The sequence below is a fragment of the Duganella violaceipulchra genome (assembly GCF_019166075.1).
Lineage (GTDB): Bacteria > Pseudomonadota > Gammaproteobacteria > Burkholderiales > Burkholderiaceae_D > Rugamonas > Rugamonas violaceipulchra.
Genome location: NZ_JAHTGR010000011.1, coordinates 85,289 through 105,779 on the forward strand (window position 1 = coordinate 85,289; position 20,491 = coordinate 105,779).

Below are 20,491 nucleotides of genomic sequence, written 5' to 3' on the forward strand. Positions count from 1 at the left end.
CGCCACCATGCGGCGGCTAGCACAACAGGGAGCATCGGCATGACGACGACTATACGACTGGCCACATCCAACGACGCAGCGGGTGCAGGGCAGAGCAAATGCGGGATGTGCGGCTTCAAGAACCTGTGCCTGCCGCAGGGGCTCACCGACAGCGAGATCGGCCGGCTCGACAAGATCATCGGCCGCCGCCGCCGCGTTGAGCGCGACGAAAACCTGTGCCGCATGGAACAGCCTTTCCACAGCCTGTACGCGGTGCGCTTCGGCCACTTCAAGACCTCGCGCGTCAACCACAGCGGCCAGCAGCAGATCACCGGCTTCCAGATGGCGGGCGAACTGCTGGGCATGGACGCCATCGGCAACGGCCAGCACGCTTGCGGCGTGGTGGCGCTGGAAGACAGCGAAGTGTGCGAGATTCCCTTCGCCCGCCTGCAGGAACTGTTTGCCGAAGTGCCGCAGCTGCTGCGCCACTTCCACCGCATCATGAGCCAGGAAATCATGCGCGAGCAAAACGCCATGCTGTTCCTCGGTAATATGCGCGCCGAACAGCGTTTCGCCACCTTCCTGTTGAACCTGTCGACCCGCTATGCGGCGCGCGGCTACTCGCCTTCCAGCTTCCAGCTGCGTATGTCGCGCGAGGACATCGGCGATTACCTGGGCCTGACCATCGAAAGCATCAGCCGCCTGCTGTCGCGCTTCCGCGCCAGCGGCTGGATCGCGGTCGACAAGCGCGAACTGCGCATCCTCGACCACGCCAAGATGGAGGAACTGGCCACCGGCATCGTGCTGGCCGCCGCCGCGCCGGCCCGCGCCCAGATCTTCATGCAGGCCGCCCACGCCTAGTCCGATCAGCCGGCCGCGACCTGCGGCCGGGCGCCGCCGTGCTGTTCGGCCTCGGCCTGGCAGTCGCGGCACATCACGGCGTCGGGCTGCGCCTGCAGCCGTGCTTCTCCTATCGCTTCCCCGCACTGCGCGCACCGGCCGTAGCGGCCCTCGCGCAGGCGGGCCAGCGCGCCATCCACAGTACGCAATTCCGCCAGTTCGTGGTTGAGCAGCGCGATGTCGGTGTCGCTCAGCTGGCACGCTTCGGCCTCGTCGGCGCCGATCGCGTAGTTGTTGAACAGCGCCAGTTCCTGTTGCTCGTAGTTCTGGTGCAGGCGGTGCCGCAGCTGGAGCGCCAGTTCTTCGCGCCGCTGTTGCAGGCGGTCGCCCAATAACAGCAGGATGGTGGGGGTAAGGTGACTCATGGTGTGCTCCAGTTCAGGTGGGGGGTATCGGATCAGTGCGCCATCAGGACCGGCAGCGTCATGTCGTGCAGGACGCCACGGGTGGCGCCGCCCAGCATCCATTCGCGCAGGCGCCAGTGGCCGTAGCCACCCATCACCAGCAGGTCGGCGTTGACGTCGGACGCCAGCTCCAGCAGCGCCGCGCCGGCGTGGCGGCCGCCGTCCAGCCTGGCCAGGGTGACGTGGATGCCGTGCCGCGCCAGATTGCGGGCCAGCTCGGCGCCCGGCAGGTCGGCCTGGCGTCCGTGGCCGTCCGGTGACGGGCTGGGCACCAGCGTGACGCGGGCGGCGCGGCGCAACGCCGGCAGCGCGGCGCTCAAGGCGCGGATGGCCGCCACGCTGCCGTCCCAGCCCACCAGCACCTGTTGCCCGACCTGGTCGAACTGGCCGTTGTGGGGAACGATGAGCAGCGCGCGGGCGCTCTGGAACAGCACATCCCGCGGCAGCCGGTTCAGCAATTCGTCCGGCAGGCCCTGCGGGTCGCCCTGGCCCAGCACCAGCAGGTCGGCATAGGGGCTTTGCAGAATCAGGCCGTCGTCCACCGCGTCGTCCACCAGGCGGGCTTCAAAGGAATGCAAGCCCATGCGGCTGGCGCAGTCGGCGAACTGGGTCAGCGCCGCGTCGGCGCGGCTGTGCAGCAGGCGCTGGTCGAAGGGAAAGGGGGCGCCCAGCGGCGCGATCGAGCCGTCCGGCAGGGCGTGGCGCGATAAGCCGGTCATGGCGGCGCCGACCAGATGGGCGTCATGCGCCAGTGCCAGCTGGGCCGCCAGCCGGATGCGTTGCGCCGCCTGCGGCGAACCGTCGGCGTGCACGAGTATTGTTTTGTAAGACATGCTGCCTCCGTGATGGGTGCTACGGCATATGCAGCCATCCTAGAGAGATCAATGTGAAAATTGATTGATTCAGATCAAGCGCGGGCCAGTCAGCCTACAACGGCAGCGCCGTCTCGTACTTCACTTCGCGCAGCGCCACGCTGGTGTTGACCTGCGATACACCATTCAGCTTGACCAGCACATTGTGCAAGAAGTCGTGGTAGGCGTCCATGTCGGCCACGATCACCTTGACCATGTAGTCCGAACTGCCCGTGGTCTCGTAGCATTCCACCACCTCCGGCCGCAGGCGCATCGCCGCCTCGAACTGCTCGACCACCCCTTCCGCATGCCGCAGCAGCGAAATGTGCAGCAGGCACACCACCGACAAGCCCAGCTTGCGCCGGTCCACCAGCGCGGTGTAGCGGACGATGTAGCCGTTGTCCTCCAACTCCTTTTGCCGGCGCCAGCACGGGCTGGCCGACATGCCGATCTTCTCCGCCAGCTCGTTGGACGAGATCCTGCCGTTTTTCTGCAACTCGGCGAGGATTTTCACCGAGGCGGGATCGATAGACAAGTTTTTCATCATTTTGCTCGTTTTGGGAAAGATTTTCGCCATTTTAGCGCTCTGGAGCGACGAGATAGAAATAATTTTTCGCCCATGGGGACATATCCTTTCTCATCAAAAAATTATAAACGAGACCATGAACACCATGACCCTGCCCGTGCCATTCCTGGCCGATCCGCACTATGCGCTGGACGACAACCTGACCCGCGCCGAAGGCCGCGTGTTCCTGACCGGCACCCAGGCGCTGGTGCGCCTGCTGTGCATGCAAAAACTCAGCGACGAAGCGCGCCACCTCAAGACCGCCGGTTTCGTCAGCGGCTACCGCGGCTCGCCGCTGGGCGCCGTCGACCAGGAACTGTGGCGCGCCAAGGACCTGCTGCAAGGCCACCACATCGAATTCCTGCCGGCGATTAACGAAGAGCTGGGCGCGACCGCCGTCATGGGCTCGCAACAGGTCGAGGCCGATCCGACCCGCAAGGTCGACGGCGTGTTCGCCATGTGGTACGGCAAAGGGCCGGGCGTGGACCGCGCCGGCGACGCGCTCAAGCACGGCCACGTCTACGGCTCGTCGCCGACCGGCGGCGTGCTGGTGATCCTGGGCGACGACCACGGCTGCGTGTCGTCGTCGATGCCGCACCAGAGCGAGCAGGCGCTGATCGCCTGGAGCATGCCGGTGATTAATCCGGCCAATATTCAGGAGTACATGGAATTCGGCCTGTACGGCTTGGCCATGTCGCGCTATTCGGGCGCGTGGAGCGGCTTCAAGGCCATCTCCGAAACGGTGGAGGGCGGCGCGGTGGTCGAGCTGCCGCCGCTGCCGCAGTACGTCACGCCGACCGACTACGTGGCGCCGCCGGACGGCCTGCACAACCGCTGGCCCGACTTGCCAGGCCTGGCGCTGGAACAACGCGCCGCCGCCAAGCTGGAGGCGGTGCAGGCCTTCGCCCGCGCCAATTCCATCGACCGGCTGGTGGTGCCGGCGCCGCGCGCCACCATCGGCATCATCAGCGCCGGCAAGGCCTACCTCGATCTGCTGGAGGCGCTGGAGCGCATGGAACTGCCGTTGGAACGGCTGGAGCAACTGGGCGTGCGCCTGTACAAGCCGGGCCTGACCTATCCGCTTGAGCGCACCCGTTTGTCGGCCTTCGCCGCCGGCTTGAGCGAAATCCTGGTGGTGGAGGAGAAGGGCGCCGTGATCGAACAGCAGGTCAAGAACCTGTTCTACAACCTGCCGCAGGAGCAGCGTCCCATCGTCATCGGCAAGACCGACCGCCATGGCGATGCGCTGCTGTCGGCGCTGGGCGAGCTGCGGCCGTCGCGCATCGCGCCGGCGCTGGTGCAGTGGCTGGCGCCGAAGTTCGCGCAGCTGGACCTGGCGCGCATGCTGCCGGAGTTCTGCGCCGCCGAGCTGCTGTCGAACGGCGCCGATGGCGTCAAGCGCACGCCGTACTTCTGCTCCGGCTGCCCGCACAACACCTCCACCCGCGTGCCGGAAGGCAGCCGCGCGCTGGCCGGCATCGGCTGCCACTTCATGGCGACGTGGATGAAGCGCGACACCAACTACCTGGCGCAGATGGGCGGCGAGGGCGTGGCCTGGGTCGGCTCCTCGCGCTTCGTCGGCGAGCCGCACGTGTTCCAGAACCTGGGCGACGGCACCTACTACCATTCGGGATCGCTGGCGATACGGCAGGCGATCGCGGCCCGCACCAATATCACCTACAAGATCCTGTACAACGACGCGGTGGCGATGACCGGCGGCCAGCCGGTGGACGGCAGCCTGTCGGTGCCGCAGATCGTGCAGCAGGTCTGCAGCGAAGGCGCGAAGAAGGTCGTGGTGGTGACCGACGCGCCGGAAAATTACCAGGGCGTGAGCCTGCCGGAAGGCGTGAGCGTGCACCACCGCAGCGAGCTCGATGCGATGCAGCGCATGCTGCGCGAGATCGCCGGCGTGACGGTGCTGGTGTACGACCAGACCTGCGCCGCCGAGAAGCGCCGCCGCCGCAAGAAGAACAAGCCGGACAAGGTGGTCTTCCCCGACCCGGCGCGCCGCATGGTGGTCAATCCGGCCGTGTGCGAAGGCTGCGGCGATTGCGGCGTGCAGTCGAACTGCCTGTCCATCCTGCCGCTGGAGACGGAGCTGGGCCGCAAGCGCCAGATCGAGCAATCGTCCTGCAACAAGGACTACTCCTGCGTCGAAGGCTTCTGCCCGAGCTTTGTCTCGGTGCTGGGCGGCGCGCTGCGCAAGCCGGAAAGCGTGAAGCTGTCGCTGGCGGACCTGGAGCGGGCGCTGGCCGCCTATCCAACGCCGCCGCGCCATGCGCTGGCCAAGCCGTTCGAAATATTGGTGGCCGGCGTCGGCGGCACCGGCATCGTCACGGTCGGCGCCCTGATCTCGATGGCGGCGCACCTGGAAGGCAAGGGCGCTTCAACGCTGGACTTCATGGGCTTTGCGCAGAAGGGCGGCGCGGTGCTGTCGCATGTGCGGGTGGCGTCGTCGCCGGCGCGCCTGAACCAGGTGCGCATCGACCTGCGCCAGGCCGACGCGGTGTTCGCCTGCGATCTGGTGGTGGCCGCCATGCCGGACAGCCTGTCGGTCATGCGCCAAGGTCACACCAGGGTGGTGGCCAACGAGCGCGAAATCCCGACCGCCGATTTCACCCGCGAGCGCGACGCCTCGATCAACAAGGCCGGCCTGCTGGAGAAGCTGGCGGCATCGGCCGGCGCGGCCAACGTGCGGCAACTGGACGCGCAGGAAACCGCGCAGCGCTTCCTCGGCGATCCGATCGGCGGCAATATCCTGTTGATGGGCTTTGCCTGGCAACTGGGTCTGGTGCCGGTGGGCCTGGAGGCGCTGATGCGGGCGATAGAACTGAACGCCGTCGCCATCGACATGAACAAGCGCGCCTTTATGCTGGGCCGCCTGGCCGCCGCCGACCGCACGGCGCTGGACCGCCTGGCGCAGCCGTCGCAGCAGGTGATCCAGTTCGCCGCGCCGACGTCGCTGGCCGATATGGTGGCCTTCCGCGTCGACTGGCTGACCAGCTACCAGAACGCCGGCTACGCCCGCCGGTACGCGGACGCGGTGGCCGCCGTCGAACAACGCGAGATCGCGCTCGAAGGCAGCGGCTCGCGCAAGCAAGTGAGCAAGGCGGTGGCGCGCAACCTGTTCAAGGTCATGGCCTACAAGGACGAGTACGAGGTGGCGCGGCTGCATGCCGATCCGGCTTTCCGCGCGCAGATCGCCGCGCAGTTCGACGGCGACTACAAGCTGGCCTTCCATCTGGCGCCGCCGTTGCTGGCGCGCCGCAAGCCGGGTTCCGATGTGCCGGTCAAGATGCGCTTCGGCGGCTGGATGATGCCGGCCTTCGGCGTGCTGGCCAGGTTCAAGTCGCTGCGCGGCACACCGCTCGACGTGTTCGGCTACACGCAGGAGCGCAAGCGCGAACGCGCGCTGCGCGACCGCTACCTGGCGTTCGCCGCCGAACTGGCGGCCAGCCTGAAGGCCGACAACAAGGAGGCGGCGCTGAAACTGGCGCAGTTGCCGGACCAGGTGCGCGGCTACGGCCATGTGAAGCTGGCGGCGCTGGACCAGGCGGACGCGCAGTGGACCGAACTGGCGGCCCGCTTCCGCGCCGCCCGCGTGGTGGAACTGAAGCGGCAGGCCTGATCAGTTCTTGGCAGGGTCGTAGGACAGCACGACCTTGTAGCCTTCCGGCGCGATCGAGGTATCGAAAGGATAGCTGGCGAAGTTCTGCTGGTCGACCAGTCCGAGGTTGATCAGGATGGTGTGCGGCAGATCCTTGCCGCGCCCCTCCAGCAGGTTGACGGCCGCGTTGATCGCCACCCGCGCCTGGCTCACGCCCTTGGTGTCGGCGGCGGCGGCGATGTCGCCGCTGCGTACCATGCCGGCGATTTCGTCGGTCAGGTCGTAGGCCACCACGCGCAGCTTGCCGTTCAAGCCTGCCGCCTTCACCGGCTGGACCGCGGCCGGCGCGCAGCCGGTGCAGCCCAGCAGGTAATCGAGCTTGGCGCCGTGCTTGGCCAGCATCTGCGTCGCCAACTGCGTCTGCACCTTGCGGTCGCTGTCGCCGTAGCGGATGTCGACGATGTTGACCGGTATCCTGGCTTCCGCCGCGGCGATCCGCGTGCCGTCCACTTCCCCCTTGACCCAGCCGGCGCCCATCGGGCCTGGCAGCAGGCCGATGTTGACCGACTTCAGGCCGCGCTGCTGGGCGTCGCGCACCATCCAGCGGGTCGCTTCCATGCCCATCGCCCGCAGCGAGGTGGTGACCTTGATCGTCAGGTCGTCGCTGCGGCTGTCGTTGGCCAGTTCGAACACTGGTATGCCGGCGGCGCGCGCCTTGGCGATCGAGTTGTTATTGGCCGTCATGCCGATCGGCGAGATGACGATGGCGTCATACTTGGCCTCGATGGCGGCGTCCATCTGCCGCAACTGGCCATTCAGGTCGTCGTAGCCGGTGGCCGGCAGGATGTCGACGGCGACGCCCAGGCGGCGCGCCTCGCTGATGACGCCATAGCTGCAGCCGGCCCAATACGGGTCTTTCAGGTGCGGGAACAGGAAGGCGATGCGCCAGTGTTTGTTGGCCTTGGGCGCCATCGCATAGGTGCCCGGCACCACGCGGCCGCTGGCCAGCGCATCGTCGGCCGTGCCGTTGGCCTGCAGCGGGCGGAAAATCGACACCACCGGAACCGGCGCAAATTTGGCCGTCGGCGCCGCGACAACGGCCGGCGCCATGCACACAACCAACGCGCCCAGACAGGCGAATGTTCGTAAGCGAGGATTCAACATGCGGTGTTCTTCTTCCGTATCGGCGGAGGGGACTTGTTTAGTACAATTCTAACCGCATCGGCAGGGCGGCGGGGGATCTGACAATTGTCATGTCAATGTTGTGTCATTTGCTTCTGGTGGGCCAGGCGGTATCGCGTCACACTTGTCGTCATACCAACCCGGAGACCTCCATGAACCCTGTACTTTCGAAGATGCTGTTTGCCTGTGGCCTCGGCCTGTCCATCCCGGCGCTGGCCGATACCTGGCTGATACGCGACGCCCGCGTGTTCGACGGCGTAACGATGCACGCCAGGCGCTCGGTGCTGGTCAAGGACGACAAGATCGCCGACGCCGACTTCCACGGCGGCGCGCCAGCCGGCGCCCACATCGTCGACGGCGCCGGCCGCACACTGTTGCCAGGCCTGATCGACGCCCACGTCCATGCCTACCGCCACCTGGAACTGCCGCTGATGTTCGGCGTGACCACGCAGATCGACATGTTCACCGGCGTGGCGACGATGCAGCAGATCAGCGCCAGGATGCGCGGCAACGACAACCGCGACCAGGCCGACATGTATTCGGCCGGCACCCTGGCCACCGTGCCGGGCGGCCACGGCACCGAGTACGGCATGGCGATACCGACCCTGACCCGGCCCGATGAAGCCGAGGCCTTCGTCGACGCCCGCATCGCCGAGGGCTCGTATTTCATCAAGATCGTCATGGAGCCGGGCCGTCCCGGCCATGCGACGCCAACGCTGGACCTGGCGACGGTCAAGGCCCTGGTCGACGCGGCCCACTTGCGCGGCAAGCTGGCGGTGGTCCACGTCAGCAACCTGGCCGACGCCCGCGCCGCGCTGGAAGCGGGCGCCGATGGCCTGGTCCACCTGTTCAACGGCGAGCGCCTGAGCGACGCGGAGTTGGCCGGCTTCGTCAAGCTGGTGCGGCAGAAGCGCGCCTTCGTCATCCCGACCATGAGCGTGTTGGAGAGCATCGCCGGCATGCGCGAGGACGACGTGCTGGGCGACGCCGGCCTGGCCGCCTTGCTCACCAGGGAGCAGGCCGCGCCGCTGAAGGTCACTTACGGCAAGCAAGCCAATGCCGCGCTGATGGCGGCGCCGAACCAGGTGGTGGCGGCGCTGAACAAGGCCGGCGCGCCGCTGCTGGCCGGCACCGACGCCGGCAACTCCGGCACCCAGTACGGCATCAGCGTGCTGCACGAAATGGCCTCGCTGGTGCAGGCCGGCCTGACGCCGCGGCAGGCGCTGGCCGCCGCCACGTCGGCGCCGGCGCGCGCCTTCAAGCTGGCCGACCGTGGCCGCATCGCCAAGGGCTACAAGGCCGACCTGCTGCTGGTGGAGGGCGACGCCGGCAGCGATATCGGCGCGCTGCACCACATCGTCGAAGTGTGGAAGGACGGCGACGCCGTCAGCCCGCTGCGCCAGGTCCAGCTGGAGAAGGTGGCGCAGGAGCTGGCGCCGCGCACGCAGGCGCCGCTGACGCTGCCGGCCGGTGGCCGCATCAGCCAGTTCTCGGCCGATAAGCTGGCCAGCCCGTTCGGCATCGGCTGGATGCCGTCCACCGACCAATTCGCCGGCGGCAAATCGATCGTCGAGCTGAAAGTGGAGGAGGCTGGCGTGGACGGCCAGCGTGCGCTGGCGGTGACGGCGAAAGTGCAGCCCGGCTTTGCCTATCCGTGGGCCGGCCTGGCCTTCATGCCCGGCACGCAGATGATGCAGCCGGCCGACCTGCGCGGCGCCAAGGTGCTGCGCTTCCGCGTCAAGGGTGACGGCCAGCGCTACGGCGTCGGCATCCTGTCGAGCGGACTGCAGATTCCGGTCAGCCAGTCGTTCGAGACTTCAGGCGAGTGGAAAGAGGTGGTCTTGCCGTTCGATCGCTTCAAGGGCATAGACTTTGGCGCCGTGACCATGATAGCGTTCAACGCTGGGCCGAAATTGGGCGAATACCAGTTCCAGATCGCCGACGTGCGGCTGGTGAACGAATAAAAAAGGACGGAAGTGGGAATACTACGCAGCTTGAAGCGCGCGCTGGGGCGGCCGTGGGTGCCGCCCGCCATGGGCAAGGGACCGTATATGTGGGCCTGGTCGCTGCTGTTCATCGTGTGGAAGTATGCCTACGTCGGTCCCAGTCCGGCGGAGCTGGTGTGGCTGGTGCTGACCGTGCTGGCGTTCTTCCCGGTGTATTTCGCCAGCTTCTGGCGCAGCAATCTGCAAGTGGTGCCGCTGCTGCTGTTCGTGGTGCTGCTGGGGGTGTTGTGGGCGCCGCATAATGCCGGCGCCAGCACGTTCTTCATCTTCGCCAGCGCCATGTGCTCGCGCTTCGAGCGCCGCCACTACGCCTACCTGGCGATCGGCCTGGTGCTGCTGTGTGCCTGCCTGATGACGCCCTACGTCACGCTGAAGATCAACTTCCTGGTGCCGGCGCTGGTGGTCGGCGGTCCGGTCGGATTTGCCAGCATCATGGAGGAGAACATGCGGCGCTCGCGCGACCAGCTGCTGCGCAAGCAGGAGGAAGTGGCGCACATGGCCCGCATCGCCGAGCGCGAACGCATCTCGCGCGACCTGCACGATCTGCTGGGCCATACGCTGTCGATGATCACCCTGAAGGCCGAGCTGGCGGGCAAGCTGCTGGAACGCGATCCGCAGGCCTGCCGCAGCGAGATCCGGGACATCGAGCAGAGCGCGCGCAAGGCGCTGAGCGAGGTGCGCTCGGCGGTGACGGGCATCCGCCAGACCGGCTTCGCGCATGAGCTGGCGACGGCGCGCGCCAGCCTGGCGGCGGCCAATGTCGGCTTCACCGATCAGGTGCAGCCGTTCGTCTTGCCGGCCGCGCTGGAGAACGTGCTGTCGCTGGCGCTGCGCGAGGCGGTGACCAACATCCTGCGCCACGCCGACGCTTCCCATTGCGAGGTGCGGATGGCGCTGGAGTCGGGCATGGTGGTGCTGCGGGTGCGCGACAACGGCCGTGCGCTGGACGGCGGCGCGATCGTGCACGGCTCGGGCCTGAGCGGCATGAAGGAGCGCGTGGCCGCGCTGGGCGGACGGCTGGCGCTGCGCGCCGATCGCGGCCTGGCGCTGGAATTGAGTTTGCCGATGGGAGCGGCCGCATGACGATGATTAGCGTGGTGATCGCCGAAGACCAGGCGCTGGTGTTGGGGGCGCTGGCGGCGTTGTTGAAGCTGGAGGGCGACCTGGACGTGGTGGGCAAGGCCGCCAACGGCCAGGAGGCGCTGGCGCAATGCCTGGCGCTGCGGCCGGACATCCTGCTGACCGACATCGAGATGCCTTTGATGACCGGGCTGGAACTGGCCGCCGCGCTGGCCGGCCACAGCCTGCCGACGCGGGTGATGATCGTCACCACCTTCGCCCGCAGCGGTTATCTGCGCCGCGCGCTGGGCGCCGGCGTGCGCGGCTACCTGCTCAAGGATGCGCCGGCCGAGACGCTGGCGGCGGCGATCCGCACCGTACACGCGGGCGGGCGCGCCATCGCGCCGGAGCTGGCGCTGGAGAGCTGGAGCGGGCAGCAAGACCCGCTCAACGAGCGCGAACGGCAGGTGCTGCGGCTGGCGGGCGAGGGCCGCAGCAGTGGCGACATCGCGCGCCAGATCCACCTGTCCGAAGGCACGGTGCGCAACTATCTTTCCGACGCGATCAGCAAGCTCGACGCCGGCAACCGGGTCGAAGCGTTCCGCCTGGCCCGCGACGCCGGCTGGCTGTAATAGAATAGCGCGACTTTTCCCCACCTTTGGAGTTTCCATGCATCGTCACCTCGCAGCGTTGTTGCTGCTGGCCCTAGCCGCGTTCGACGCCGGCGCCAGCGAATCGGCCAGCGGTCAGTTCACCGCGACCCAGTCCTGCGAGGCGTTCGCGTCCTTCGCCAAGCGCACCAATCCGGGCGAGGTCAAGGTCGCGGCCGGCACCGCCTACACGGTGCGCGAGATCAACAAGGTCGACTACGACTGGCTGCGGGTCGACGTGCCGGGCGCCGCGCCGTCGCTGCGCTGGGTGCAGCGCAGCTGCGGCACGCCGGCGCTGGCCGAGCAGGCGCTCAAGGCGCCGTCCGGCGGCGGCGAGACCTGCGGCATCGCCAACCAGCAGGACAGCTATGTGCTGGCGATCACCTGGCAGCCCGGCTTCTGCGAACACGTGCCCTACAACGGCAAGAAGCCCGAGTGCGACGCCATGAACAGCGGCGCGCTGCCAGCGAAGACGCTGAGCCTGCACGGCCTGTGGCCCAACAAGAAGGAATGCGGCACCCGCTACGGCAGCTGCGACGGCGCGCCGTTCGCGCTGACCAAGGAAACCATCGACAAGGTGGCGCCGTGGATGCCCAATTTCTACTTCGAGCGCACCTTCGGCGCCTATGAATGGAACAAGCACGGCAAATGCCAGGCGCTGCCGCCGGACGAGTATTTCATCAAGGCGGTGTCGGCGGTGCGGGTGGTGAACGATTCCGAAGTGGGCAAGATCGTCCTGGACAACGCCGGCAAGAGCTTCCGCGTCGGCGAGTTCTTCGAGCGCGTCAAGGCGCGCTACGGCGACCGGGTGGCGGCCAGCATCACGCTGGTGTGCACCCAGCACAAATACCTGCAGGAGATCCGGGTGGCGCTGCCGCTGGACTTCAGCACCGGCGGCGAACTGCCGCAATTGGTCGGCAACGCCGCCGCCGTCGCGCCGCGCGAAATCGGCTGCGGCGACGAGGTCTACGTCGAAGCGGCGGGCCGAAACTAGCCGGCTGCCACGCATAAATCGCCGCCGCCCGCCACACTTGCGTCAAATATGTTCGTTGGCGCAAAGTAATACCCCTATAATTATTCGGAAATAACCGCGCCGGTGCGCGGGGCGGGCAGGCATCCATGTCCGCGCCGGGGAGGGGACATGAATGGCTGGCTGAATCGGCTTTTGCTGAGGCGAAAATTCTTCATGCTTGCGCTATTGGCGGCGCTGCCCTCGGCATTGTTCATCCTCGAAGCGTACCAGTCGGACCAGATCGCGCTGCGCGCCAACAGCGCGGACGATCGCGCCCGCGACTGGCCTTCGACGCCAACCTGGCGCGCCAGCGCATGCGGCTGGTGCTTGGCGGGAGGGTAGCAACGTGAGATCCTTGCTTGCGCACTCGATGTTCTGGAAACTGTTCGTGCCGATCGGCGCCTTGTTGCTGCTCAGCGCGCTGGCCGCGGCGGTCCTGCTGCCGCTGGTCATCCATCGCAACGCGGAACAGGAAGCCATCGTCGCCGGCCAGGAAACGGTGCGGCAGTTCCAATTGCTGCGCAAGTATTACACCGACAATGTGGTGTCCAAGGTGATGGCGGAGAGCAAGCTGCGGATTTCGTTCGACCATCTGGGGCGGCCCGACACCGTGCCGCTGCCGGCCACCATGATCCTCGACCTGAGCGCGCTGCTCAAGCAATCGGGCACCAGCCTGCGCCTGTACAGCCCCTATCCCTTCCCCAACCGGCGCGAGCGGGTGGTCGACCAGTTCGGGGAGGATGCCTGGACTTTTCTGCAGCGCAGTCCCGATCAGATCTTCACCCGCGTCGAGACCATCGCCGGCAAGACGGTGGTGCGGGTGGCGATGGCGGACCGTATGGTGGCCCAGGCCTGTGTCAGTTGCCACAACAGCTGGCCCGGCAGCCCGCGCACCAACTGGAAGCTGGGCGATGTGCGCGGTGTGCTGGAGGTCGATTCGAGCCGGCAACTGGCCAGCGGCCAGGCCATCGTCTACCAGGTGCTGACCGGGCTGGCGCTGATGTTGCTGCTGCTGGCGGTGTTCATCCGGCTCTTTTACCAGCGCAGCATCGCGCAACCGCTGTCGACGGCGCTCGACGCGGCGCGCGCGCTGAACGCCGGCAGCGCCGAGAAGGTCGAGGCGGTCGAGGCCATCGCCGGCGGCAACCTGGAGCGCGAGATCACGCTGGCCCGGCTGCCCGACATCGATCGGCGCGCCATTTCCTCCGACGAGGTGGGGCAGTTGCTGAGGTCGGTGTTCAGCATCGGCGAGGCCCAGCTGGCGCTCGATCATGCGATGCGCAAGATGAGCCTGTCCCTGCGCGCCAGCCGCGACGCCGAGCAGGCGCGCGACTGGCTCAAGAGCGGCCAGAACGAACTCAATGGGCTGATGCGCGGCGAGCAGGAGACCGCCTTGCTGGCCGAGAAAGTCTTGCGCTACCTGGCCACCCGCAGCGGCGCCGGCGTCGGCGCCTTCTTCCTGCACGACGAGCAGAGCCAGCAGTTGTACCTGGCGGCGGGCTACGCGCTGCCGGCCGGCATCGACATGGGCGCGCGCATCGCCAACGGCGGCGGCTTGCTGGGACAGGCGGTGCGGGAGCGCCGCGTCCTGCTGGTGGACGACGTGCCGGCCGGCTATCTGCCGGTGGGGTCGGCGCTGGGCCGCGCCGACCCTGGCAACCTGATGCTGGTGCCGCTGCTGCACGGCGATAACCTGGTCGGCGCCATCGAGCTGGCGGCTTTCCGCGCCTTCCGGCCGGCCGAGCTGGACTTGCTGGAATCGGTGCGCGAGGCGCTGGCGGTCGGCTTCGAGGTCAATCAATCGCGCCAGCGCACCAAGGGCTTGCTGGCCGAGACCGAGCAACAGGCCGAAGAGTTGCGGGTGCAGCAGGAAGAGCTGCAGCAAACCAACGAGGAGCTGGCCGAACGCGCCGACCTGCTGGAAGCCCAGCGCGAACAGCTGCGCCTCAAGCATGCCGAGCTGGAACAGGCCAGCCGCGACATGTGGCGCAAGGCCGAGGAGCTGCAAAAGGTCAGCGCCTACAAGAGCGAGTTCATGGCCAATATGTCGCACGAGCTGCGCACGCCGCTGAACAGCATGCTGATCCTGTCGGGGCTGCTCAAGGAGAACAAGGGCCAGACGCTCAGTCCCAAACAGGTGGAGTATGCCAGCACCATCAACGGCGCCGGCCAGGATTTGCTCAACCTGATCAACGATATCCTCGACCTGTCCAAGGTCGAGGCGGGCCAGGTGGAATTCAGCTACGAGCTGGTGGAGCCGTCCAGGCTGTGCGCGGAGCTGCAGGACCTGTTCCATTTGCAGGCCGAGCAGAAGGGCTTGCGCTTGCACACCGAGATCGCGCCGGATGTGCCGGCGCGGGTGCCGCTCGATGCGCAGCGCACCGCGCAGATCCTGAAGAACCTGATCGCCAACGCCATCAAGTTCACGCCCGGCGGCGAGGTGGGCCTGCGGGTGTCGCTGGCCGACGCGGCCGTCAATCCGCTGGGGCAGCCGGCCTTGTGCTGGGCCGTCAGCGACACCGGCATCGGCGTGCCGGCCAGCAAGCAGGACTTGATCTTTGAAGCGTTCAAGCAAGCCGACGGCGGCATCAGCCGGCAGTACGGCGGCACCGGGTTGGGGCTGTCGATCTCGCTGCAACTGGCGCGCAAGATGGGGGGCAGCCTGAGCATGCGCAGCGTCGAGGGACAGGGCAGCACCTTCATCTTGTGCCTGCCGCTGGCGGCGCCCGCCACGCCCGCTGGAGGCGGCGGGGACGCGGCGCCGTCCGTGCCGCCGCCGTCCGTGCCGCCGTCCGCGCCGGCGCCGATGGCCGCCATCGCGCCGCTGCCGCCGCAGGCGCTGGCCGACGACCGCGCCACGCTGGAGCCGGAGGCGCGTTGCATCCTGATTGTCGAGGACGACCGCAACTTCGCCGGCATCCTGATGGACTTCGTGCGCCAGCGCGGCTATGCCGCCCTGGTCGCGGTGGATGGCGCCGGCGGCGTCGCGCTGGCCCGGCACTACCTGCCCAGCGCCATCCTGCTGGACGTGATGCTGCCGGGCCTGGACGGCTGGGGCGTGATGCGCAGCCTGAAGGACAGCGCCGAGACGCGCCACATCCCGGTCCACTTCATCACCTGCCTGGAGGAGCGCCAGCGCGCCATGGAGATGGGGGCGATCGGCCTGGTCACCAAGCCGGTCAGCGCGGCCCAGCTGGACGAGGTGCTGGGCACGGTTGAAAGCGCGCTCGACCATTCGCTCAAGCAGCTGCTGATCGTCGAGGACAATCCGGCCGAGGCGGCCAGCCTGAAGGCCCTGCTGGGCGAGCGCGAGGTGGTGCTGACGGTCGCCGCCAGCGGCCGCGAGGCGATGGCGCTGCTGGCGGCCGGCCGCTACGATTGCATGGTGCTCGACCTGGGACTGGCCGACATGTCGGGTTTCGAGCTGCTCGAACACATCCAGGGCATGGAGCAGGCCCGCCGGATACCGGTCATCATCCATTCCGGCCGCGACCTGACGCGCGAGCAGGAACGCCAGTTGCAGCGCTATGCCGAGCGCATCATCATCAAGGGCGCCAAGAGTCCGGAGCGTTTGCTGAACGAGGTGACGCTGTTCCTGCACATGGTCGAGAGCAAGATGGAACCGTCCCGGCAGCGCATGATACGGGCCGCGATCGACAAGGAGGCCATGTTGGACGGCAAGACCGTGCTGATCGTCGACGACGACATGCGCAACATCTTCTCGCTCACCAGCCTGCTGTCCGAGAAGGGCATGCTGGTGCTGGAGGCCGACAACGGCCGCGAGGCGCTGCTGCGGCTCGACCAGCATCCCGCCGTCAGCGTGGTGCTGATGGATATCATGATGCCGGAGATGGACGGTTACGAGGCGATGCGCCGGATCCGCGCCGACCGCCGCTACGCCGCCTTGCCCATCATCGCGATGACGGCCAAGGTGATGCAGGGCGACCAGCAGAAATGCCTGGAGGCCGGCGCCAGCGATTACCTGGCCAAGCCGATCGACACCGACAAGCTGATGTCGCTGTTGCGGGTCTGGACCAGCCGCTAGGGACGCAGCCATGGACCCGGACGCCATCGAGGATGTGGAAATCGGCTTGCTGCTGCAGGGCGTGCGCCAGGTGTACGGCCACGACTTCGGCGGCTACGCGGAGGCCTCGTTCAAGCGCCGCCTGCGGCTGTGGCTGGCCAGCTCCGGCCATGCGACGTTTTCGCAGGCCCAGGCCCGGTTGCTGCGCGATCCCGCCTGCTTCGAGACGCTGCTGCAGGGGATCACCGTCAACGTGACGGAGATGTTCCGCGATCCGCCGTTTTTCCTGGCGCTGCGGCAAAAGGTGATCCCGTTCCTGCAGACCTATCCCTTCGTCAAGATCTGGCACGCCGGCTGCGCCAGCGGCGAGGAAGCGTATTCGATGGCGATCCTGCTGCAGGAATCCGGATTGGCCGGGCGCTACCGCATCTATGCGACCGACCTCAACGAGGCTGTCCTCAGGCGCGCGCGCGAGGGCATCTACCCGCTCAAGGCCATGCAGGCGGCCACCCGCAACTACCAGCTCAGCGGCGGCACGGCGTCGTTCGCGGACTACTACACGGCCTGCTACGACAACGCCATGCTGGCCTCCAGCCTGCGCGAGCATCTGGTTTTTGTCCAGCACAACCTGGTCACCGACAGCGACGTCGGCGAAATGAACCTGGTGTTGTGCCGCAACGTCATGATTTATTTCAAGGCGGAGCTCAAGGACCGCTGCCTGCGCCTGTTCGAGCATTGCCTGCAGCCGGGCGGTTTCCTGTGCCTGGGCATGAAGGAGCGGCTCGACGGCCGCCCGCAGGGCCGGCAGTACGAGCGCTTCGCTCCCCACCTGAGCATCTACCGCAAGCCCTATGCCTAAGCGCGCGCCATACCGGGCCATCGTGCTGGGCGTGTCGGCCGGCGGGGTCGGCGCGCTCAAGACGCTACTGGCGACGTTGCCGGCCGATCTGCCCTGGCCCTTGCTGATCGTGCAGCACATCTCGGCCGATTCGGACGGTTCCCTGGCCAGGGTGCTGGAGCAGGGCTGCGCGCTGCGCGTCAAGGAGGCCGAGGAGCGCGAGCGCATCGAGCCCGGCACGGTCTACCTGGCGCCGGCCAACTACCACCTGATGGTGGAGCGCGACGGCACGCTGGCGCTAAGCACGGACGCTGCCGTGAGTTACGCGCGGCCGTCGATCGATGTGTTGTTCGAGTCGGCGGCGCGCGCTTTCGGCCCGGCCCTGATCGGCGTAATATTGACTGGAGCAAACGCGGACGGCAGCCTGGGATTACGGGCGATCAAGGACAAGGGCGGGCTGGCCGTGGTGCAGGACCCGGCCGACGCCGCCAGCCCGAGCATGCCGCTGGCGGCGCTGGCGGCTGTGCGGGCCGATTATGTGGTGCCGCTGGCCGGCCTGGGGGCGCTGTTCCAGTCCCTGGCCGGCGCGCATGGACGCAAAGGAAAACACAGTGGACGCTAACAAGATTCCGGTGCTGATGGTCGATGACAGGCCCGAGAACCTGACGGCGCTCGCCGCCCTGTTGTCGGACATGGAGCTCGACCTGGAGCTGGTGGCCGCCAACTCCGGCAACGAGGCGCTGCGCCAGAGCCTGAAGTGCGATTTCGCCCTGATCCTGCTCGATGTCCAGATGCCCGACATGAACGGCCTGGAAACGGCCGCGCTGTTGCGCACCAATCCCAAGACCTGCCACTTGCCCATCATTTTTGTGACGGCCGGCATGAACGAGAAAAATCATCTGTTCAAGGGCTACGAATCCGGCGCGGTGGACTACCTGATCAAGCCGATCGAGCCGCTGGTGTTGCGCAGCAAGGTCAGGGTGTTCTGCGAGCTGTACGCCCAGCGCATGGAGATCGAATACCGCAAGGTCAACCTGGAAGGCATGGTGCGCGAGCGCACCGGCGAACTGTCGGCGCTGGCCGAGAACCTGGGGCAGGAATGCAAGGTGCGGCAAGCCACCGAGGCGGCGCTGAAGGAGAGCGAGCTGCGCCTGCGCCAGCTCAACGAGGACCTGGAGGGGCGGGTCGAACAACGAACCCTGGAGCTAAGGCGGGCGATGGACCAGATCGTCGAATCGGAAAAGCTCGCTTCGCTGGGGGGCATCGTGGCGGGCGTGGCGCATGAGCTCAACACGCCGATCGGCAATATCGTCATGATGGCCTCGGCGCTGGGCGACCGCCTCGCCGAGTTGTCGAAAACAGTGGTCGAGGGCACGCTGACCAAGAGCCTGCTGTTCGCCTCGGTGGACGAGTGCATCAACGCTAGCGCCATCCTGGTGCGCAGCGCGCAGCGGGCCGGGGAGTTGATCGACAGTTTCAAGAAGGTGGCGGTGGACCAGACCAGCCAGCGCCGCCGCGTGTTCGACTTGCGCGAGACGGTCAGCGACATCCTGCACACGCTGGGCACGGCGATGCGGCATGCGCAAGTGCGCGTGGATTTACGCATCCCGCCCGGCATCGAGATGGATGCCTACCCCGGCGACCTGGAACAGATTTTCAGCAATCTGATCATGAACTCGATCCGTCACGGCTTCGGCGCCGGCGGCGGCCACATCATGATCGATGCCCGGCAGCTGCAGCAGCAGGTCGAGATCATCTACCAGGACGACGGCGCCGGCATCGCGCCCGAGCTGCACCGCAAGGTGTTCGAGCCCTTCTATACCACCAAGCTGGGGCAGGGCGGTTCCGGCCTCGGCATGTTCATCGTCCACAACCTGGCACATGGCGTGCTCAAGGGGGACATCAAACTCGACAGCGCGTGCGGCAAGGGCGTCACCTTCACCCTGACCGTGCCCGCCGTCACGCCTTAGCCGGCAGCCTCAGGCGACCGGCACTTCCTTCAGGCCGCTCCAGGACAGCGTGGTTGCCTCGGTCACCAGCACCGAAGCGCCGGTCTGGATGGTTTCCGCCAGGCGGTGCACGCCGTCGCGCACTTCGTTGATGGTTTCCTTGCCGACGTAGGTGAAGGTGCCGGGCGGCAGGTGGTAGGCGCGGCCGTCGTCGGCCTTGATGCCGGCGGCGATATTATATTTCGACAATTCAATGCTGAAGCGCAGCATGGTATCGGGAGCGGCATCGGCAAAGGACACGTTAATTATGTAGTGGATCATAGTGAGGCCTTGATTGAGGAAGCATGAATCATGCAACAAGGCACGGGCAAAAGCAATCCTCCCCGTCCAGACGCGGAAAAGCCCCGAGCAGGCGGCAAACCTGTCGGGGCTTAGTGTCAATTGGCGGAGAAAGCTCGTTGACTGCGGAGAATAATAATGAAGATTTCTTAAGATTGCCTTAGTGAACATCCTGGCATGGGGCTTTGGCGGCGTGCGCAGATGGTGTAGCATGCTGGACGGCGATTTGGCCGGGCGCACTGGCGCCGGCCCACCGGTAATTCGAGGATAACTATGCAAATCAAAATCAACGACGTGTTGCGCGCCTACATCGAGCCGCTGACCGAGGCCGAATACGCGGCGCTGGAGCGCAGCATCCTGGTGGAAGGCTGCCGCGACGCGCTGGTGCTGTGGGAAGACGTGCTGGTCGACGGCCACAACCGCTACCAGATCTGCCAGCAGCACGGCATTCCGTTCAAGGTCACGGAAAACACCAGTTTCCGCAGCCTCGACGACGTCAAGCTGTGGATGATCGATAACAACCTGGGCCGCCGCAGCATTTCCGACTACCAGCGCGGCGTGCTGGCGCTGCGCAAGAAGGAGATCGTCACCGCCCGCGTGGTCGAGCTGGCCGCGCAGGCCGCCGCCGAGGACGCCGCCATCGCGCCGCCGGAAGGCGAGGAGCCCAAGGTCAAGCCGGCCGCCATGCCGCTGACCTCGCGCGAGGACATCGCCCGCGCCGCGCGCCTGAGCAGCGCCACCATCAGCCAGATCGAAAAAATCCAGAAGACGGCGACGCCGGAGCTGGTGGAGGCGGTCCGTTCGGGCACGATCTCGATCAACGCCGCCGCCACCGTGGCCTCGCTGCCGGAAGCCGACCAGGTGGCCGCGGTGGCCGGCGGCAAGAAGGAATTGCAGAAGGCCGCCAAGGAAGTGCGCGATCTGCGTGCCGCCTCGCGTCCCGCCAAGGAAGCCAAGGAGGGTGGCGGCGAGTACGGCCGGCCGCTGACCGAGGTCGACGAGCTGCGCGCCGAAAACGCCTCGCTGAAGGAAAAGAACGCGGCGCTGCGGGCGGAAATCACCGCGCTGCAACTGCGTATCTCGGAGCTGGTCGACGCCAGTTAAATTGTAGTTCCCCCACCGCCCG

17 protein-coding genes are annotated in these 20,491 nt (G+C 67.0%); 12 read left to right on the forward strand and 5 right to left on the reverse strand.

All coding sequences use genetic code 11. The features are described from left to right. The first annotated feature begins 39 nt into the window (after positions 1–39). Entirely contained in the window at positions 40–840 is an 801-nt protein-coding gene (gene fnr, locus KVP70_RS20580) for a fumarate/nitrate reduction transcriptional regulator Fnr (RefSeq protein ID WP_255575848.1), read from the forward strand. A 5-nt stretch (positions 841–845) separates the two neighbouring features. On the opposite strand, the gene KVP70_RS20585 is transcribed toward fnr, so the two are convergent. The 3 genes from KVP70_RS20585 to KVP70_RS20595 all read right to left on the reverse strand — a co-directional run bounded on the left by KVP70_RS20585 (position 846) and on the right by KVP70_RS20595 (position 2,678). Continuing rightward, complete coding sequence (locus tag KVP70_RS20585; protein ID WP_217944038.1) at positions 846–1,244, reverse strand: TraR/DksA family transcriptional regulator; 399 nt, start codon at positions 1,242–1,244, stop codon at positions 846–848. Positions 1,245–1,276: 32 nt separating this feature from the next. Further along, positions 1,277–2,116 carry a universal stress protein gene (locus KVP70_RS20590; RefSeq protein WP_217944039.1) on the reverse strand — a complete coding sequence of 280 codons (840 nt, stop codon included), beginning with the start codon at positions 2,114–2,116 and terminating at the stop codon, positions 1,277–1,279. Between the two features lie 94 nt (positions 2,117–2,210). Continuing rightward, complete coding sequence (locus KVP70_RS20595; RefSeq protein WP_020706417.1) at positions 2,211–2,678, reverse strand: Lrp/AsnC family transcriptional regulator; 468 nt, start codon at positions 2,676–2,678, stop codon at positions 2,211–2,213. Positions 2,679–2,796: 118 nt separating this feature from the next. Here KVP70_RS20595 and KVP70_RS20600 point away from each other — a divergent pair, with 118 nt between their 5' ends. After that, positions 2,797–6,327 carry an indolepyruvate ferredoxin oxidoreductase family protein gene (locus KVP70_RS20600; RefSeq protein WP_217944040.1) on the forward strand — a complete coding sequence of 1,177 codons (3,531 nt, stop codon included), beginning with the start codon at positions 2,797–2,799 and terminating at the stop codon, positions 6,325–6,327. Here KVP70_RS20600 and torT read toward each other — a convergent pair whose 3' ends face one another. Next, entirely contained in the window at positions 6,328–7,470 is a 1,143-nt protein-coding gene (gene torT / locus KVP70_RS20605; RefSeq protein ID WP_229224967.1) for a TMAO reductase system periplasmic protein TorT, read from the reverse strand. 170 nt (positions 7,471–7,640) lie between these two features. Between torT and KVP70_RS20610 the strand changes: the two genes are divergently transcribed. The 9 genes from KVP70_RS20610 to KVP70_RS20650 all read left to right on the forward strand — a co-directional run bounded on the left by KVP70_RS20610 (position 7,641) and on the right by KVP70_RS20650 (position 19,047). Continuing rightward, entirely contained in the window at positions 7,641–9,452 is a 1,812-nt protein-coding gene (locus KVP70_RS20610; RefSeq protein ID WP_229224968.1) for a CIA30 family protein, read from the forward strand. A 12-nt stretch (positions 9,453–9,464) separates the two neighbouring features. After that, entirely contained in the window at positions 9,465–10,577 is a 1,113-nt protein-coding gene (locus KVP70_RS20615; RefSeq protein ID WP_262311710.1) for a sensor histidine kinase, read from the forward strand. After that, the gene (locus KVP70_RS20620) at positions 10,574–11,185 is read left to right on the forward strand and encodes a response regulator transcription factor (protein ID WP_217944041.1); all 612 of its coding nucleotides are present in this window, start codon (positions 10,574–10,576) and stop codon (positions 11,183–11,185) included. The genes KVP70_RS20615 and KVP70_RS20620 overlap by 4 nt, the downstream gene beginning before the upstream one ends. 37 nt (positions 11,186–11,222) lie before the next feature. Further along, on the forward strand, positions 11,223–12,197 hold the full coding sequence (locus KVP70_RS20625) for a ribonuclease T2 family protein (RefSeq protein WP_217944042.1): 975 nt from the start codon (positions 11,223–11,225) through the stop codon (positions 12,195–12,197). Positions 12,198–12,344: 147 nt separating this feature from the next. Continuing rightward, positions 12,345–12,557: a hypothetical protein gene (locus KVP70_RS20630; protein ID WP_217944043.1), complete on the forward strand. Its 213-nt coding sequence runs from the start codon at positions 12,345–12,347 to the stop codon at positions 12,555–12,557. Between the two features lie 4 nt (positions 12,558–12,561). Then, the gene (locus tag KVP70_RS20635) at positions 12,562–16,260 is read left to right on the forward strand and encodes a response regulator (protein ID WP_217944044.1); all 3,699 of its coding nucleotides are present in this window, start codon (positions 12,562–12,564) and stop codon (positions 16,258–16,260) included. Between the two features lie 10 nt (positions 16,261–16,270). Beyond that, complete coding sequence (locus tag KVP70_RS20640) at positions 16,271–17,098, forward strand: CheR family methyltransferase (RefSeq protein WP_217944045.1); 828 nt, start codon at positions 16,271–16,273, stop codon at positions 17,096–17,098. Continuing rightward, positions 17,091–17,699 carry a chemotaxis protein CheB gene (locus tag KVP70_RS20645; RefSeq protein ID WP_217944046.1) on the forward strand — a complete coding sequence of 203 codons (609 nt, stop codon included), beginning with the start codon at positions 17,091–17,093 and terminating at the stop codon, positions 17,697–17,699. The genes KVP70_RS20640 and KVP70_RS20645 overlap by 8 nt, the downstream gene beginning before the upstream one ends. Beyond that, a complete protein-coding gene (locus tag KVP70_RS20650; protein WP_262311709.1) occupies positions 17,689–19,047 on the forward strand; it encodes an ATP-binding protein in 1,359 nt (452 codons plus the stop codon). Before KVP70_RS20645 ends, KVP70_RS20650 begins: the two co-directional genes overlap by 11 nt. Positions 19,048–19,056: 9 nt before the next feature. Here KVP70_RS20650 and KVP70_RS20655 read toward each other — a convergent pair whose 3' ends face one another. Next, a complete protein-coding gene (locus KVP70_RS20655) occupies positions 19,057–19,347 on the reverse strand; it encodes a hypothetical protein (protein WP_217944047.1) in 291 nt (96 codons plus the stop codon). 291 nt (positions 19,348–19,638) lie between these two features. On the opposite strand from KVP70_RS20655, the gene KVP70_RS20660 reads away from it, so the two are divergent. After that, positions 19,639–20,469 carry a ParB N-terminal domain-containing protein gene (locus KVP70_RS20660; protein WP_217944048.1) on the forward strand — a complete coding sequence of 277 codons (831 nt, stop codon included), beginning with the start codon at positions 19,639–19,641 and terminating at the stop codon, positions 20,467–20,469. Positions 20,470–20,491 lie beyond the last annotated feature (22 nt).

Coding starts and splice junctions, on each gene's coding strand:
- fnr (WP_255575848.1), top strand. CDS start 40: ATGACGACGACTATACGACTGGCCACATCCAACGACGCAGCGGGTGCA.
- KVP70_RS20585 (WP_217944038.1), bottom strand. CDS start 1,244: ATGAGTCACCTTACCCCCACCATCCTGCTGTTATTGGGCGACCGCCTG.
- KVP70_RS20590 (WP_217944039.1), bottom strand. CDS start 2,116: ATGTCTTACAAAACAATACTCGTGCACGCCGACGGTTCGCCGCAGGCG.
- KVP70_RS20595 (WP_020706417.1), bottom strand. CDS start 2,678: ATGAAAAACTTGTCTATCGATCCCGCCTCGGTGAAAATCCTCGCCGAG.
- KVP70_RS20600 (WP_217944040.1), top strand. CDS start 2,797: ATGAACACCATGACCCTGCCCGTGCCATTCCTGGCCGATCCGCACTAT.
- torT (WP_229224967.1), bottom strand. CDS start 7,470: ATGTTGAATCCTCGCTTACGAACATTCGCCTGTCTGGGCGCGTTGGTT.
- KVP70_RS20610 (WP_229224968.1), top strand. CDS start 7,641: ATGAACCCTGTACTTTCGAAGATGCTGTTTGCCTGTGGCCTCGGCCTG.
- KVP70_RS20620 (WP_217944041.1), top strand. CDS start 10,574: ATGACGATGATTAGCGTGGTGATCGCCGAAGACCAGGCGCTGGTGTTG.
- KVP70_RS20625 (WP_217944042.1), top strand. CDS start 11,223: ATGCATCGTCACCTCGCAGCGTTGTTGCTGCTGGCCCTAGCCGCGTTC.
- KVP70_RS20630 (WP_217944043.1), top strand. CDS start 12,345: ATGAATGGCTGGCTGAATCGGCTTTTGCTGAGGCGAAAATTCTTCATG.
- KVP70_RS20640 (WP_217944045.1), top strand. CDS start 16,271: ATGGACCCGGACGCCATCGAGGATGTGGAAATCGGCTTGCTGCTGCAG.
- KVP70_RS20645 (WP_217944046.1), top strand. CDS start 17,091: ATGCCTAAGCGCGCGCCATACCGGGCCATCGTGCTGGGCGTGTCGGCC.
- KVP70_RS20655 (WP_217944047.1), bottom strand. CDS start 19,347: ATGATCCACTACATAATTAACGTGTCCTTTGCCGATGCCGCTCCCGAT.
- KVP70_RS20660 (WP_217944048.1), top strand. CDS start 19,639: ATGCAAATCAAAATCAACGACGTGTTGCGCGCCTACATCGAGCCGCTG.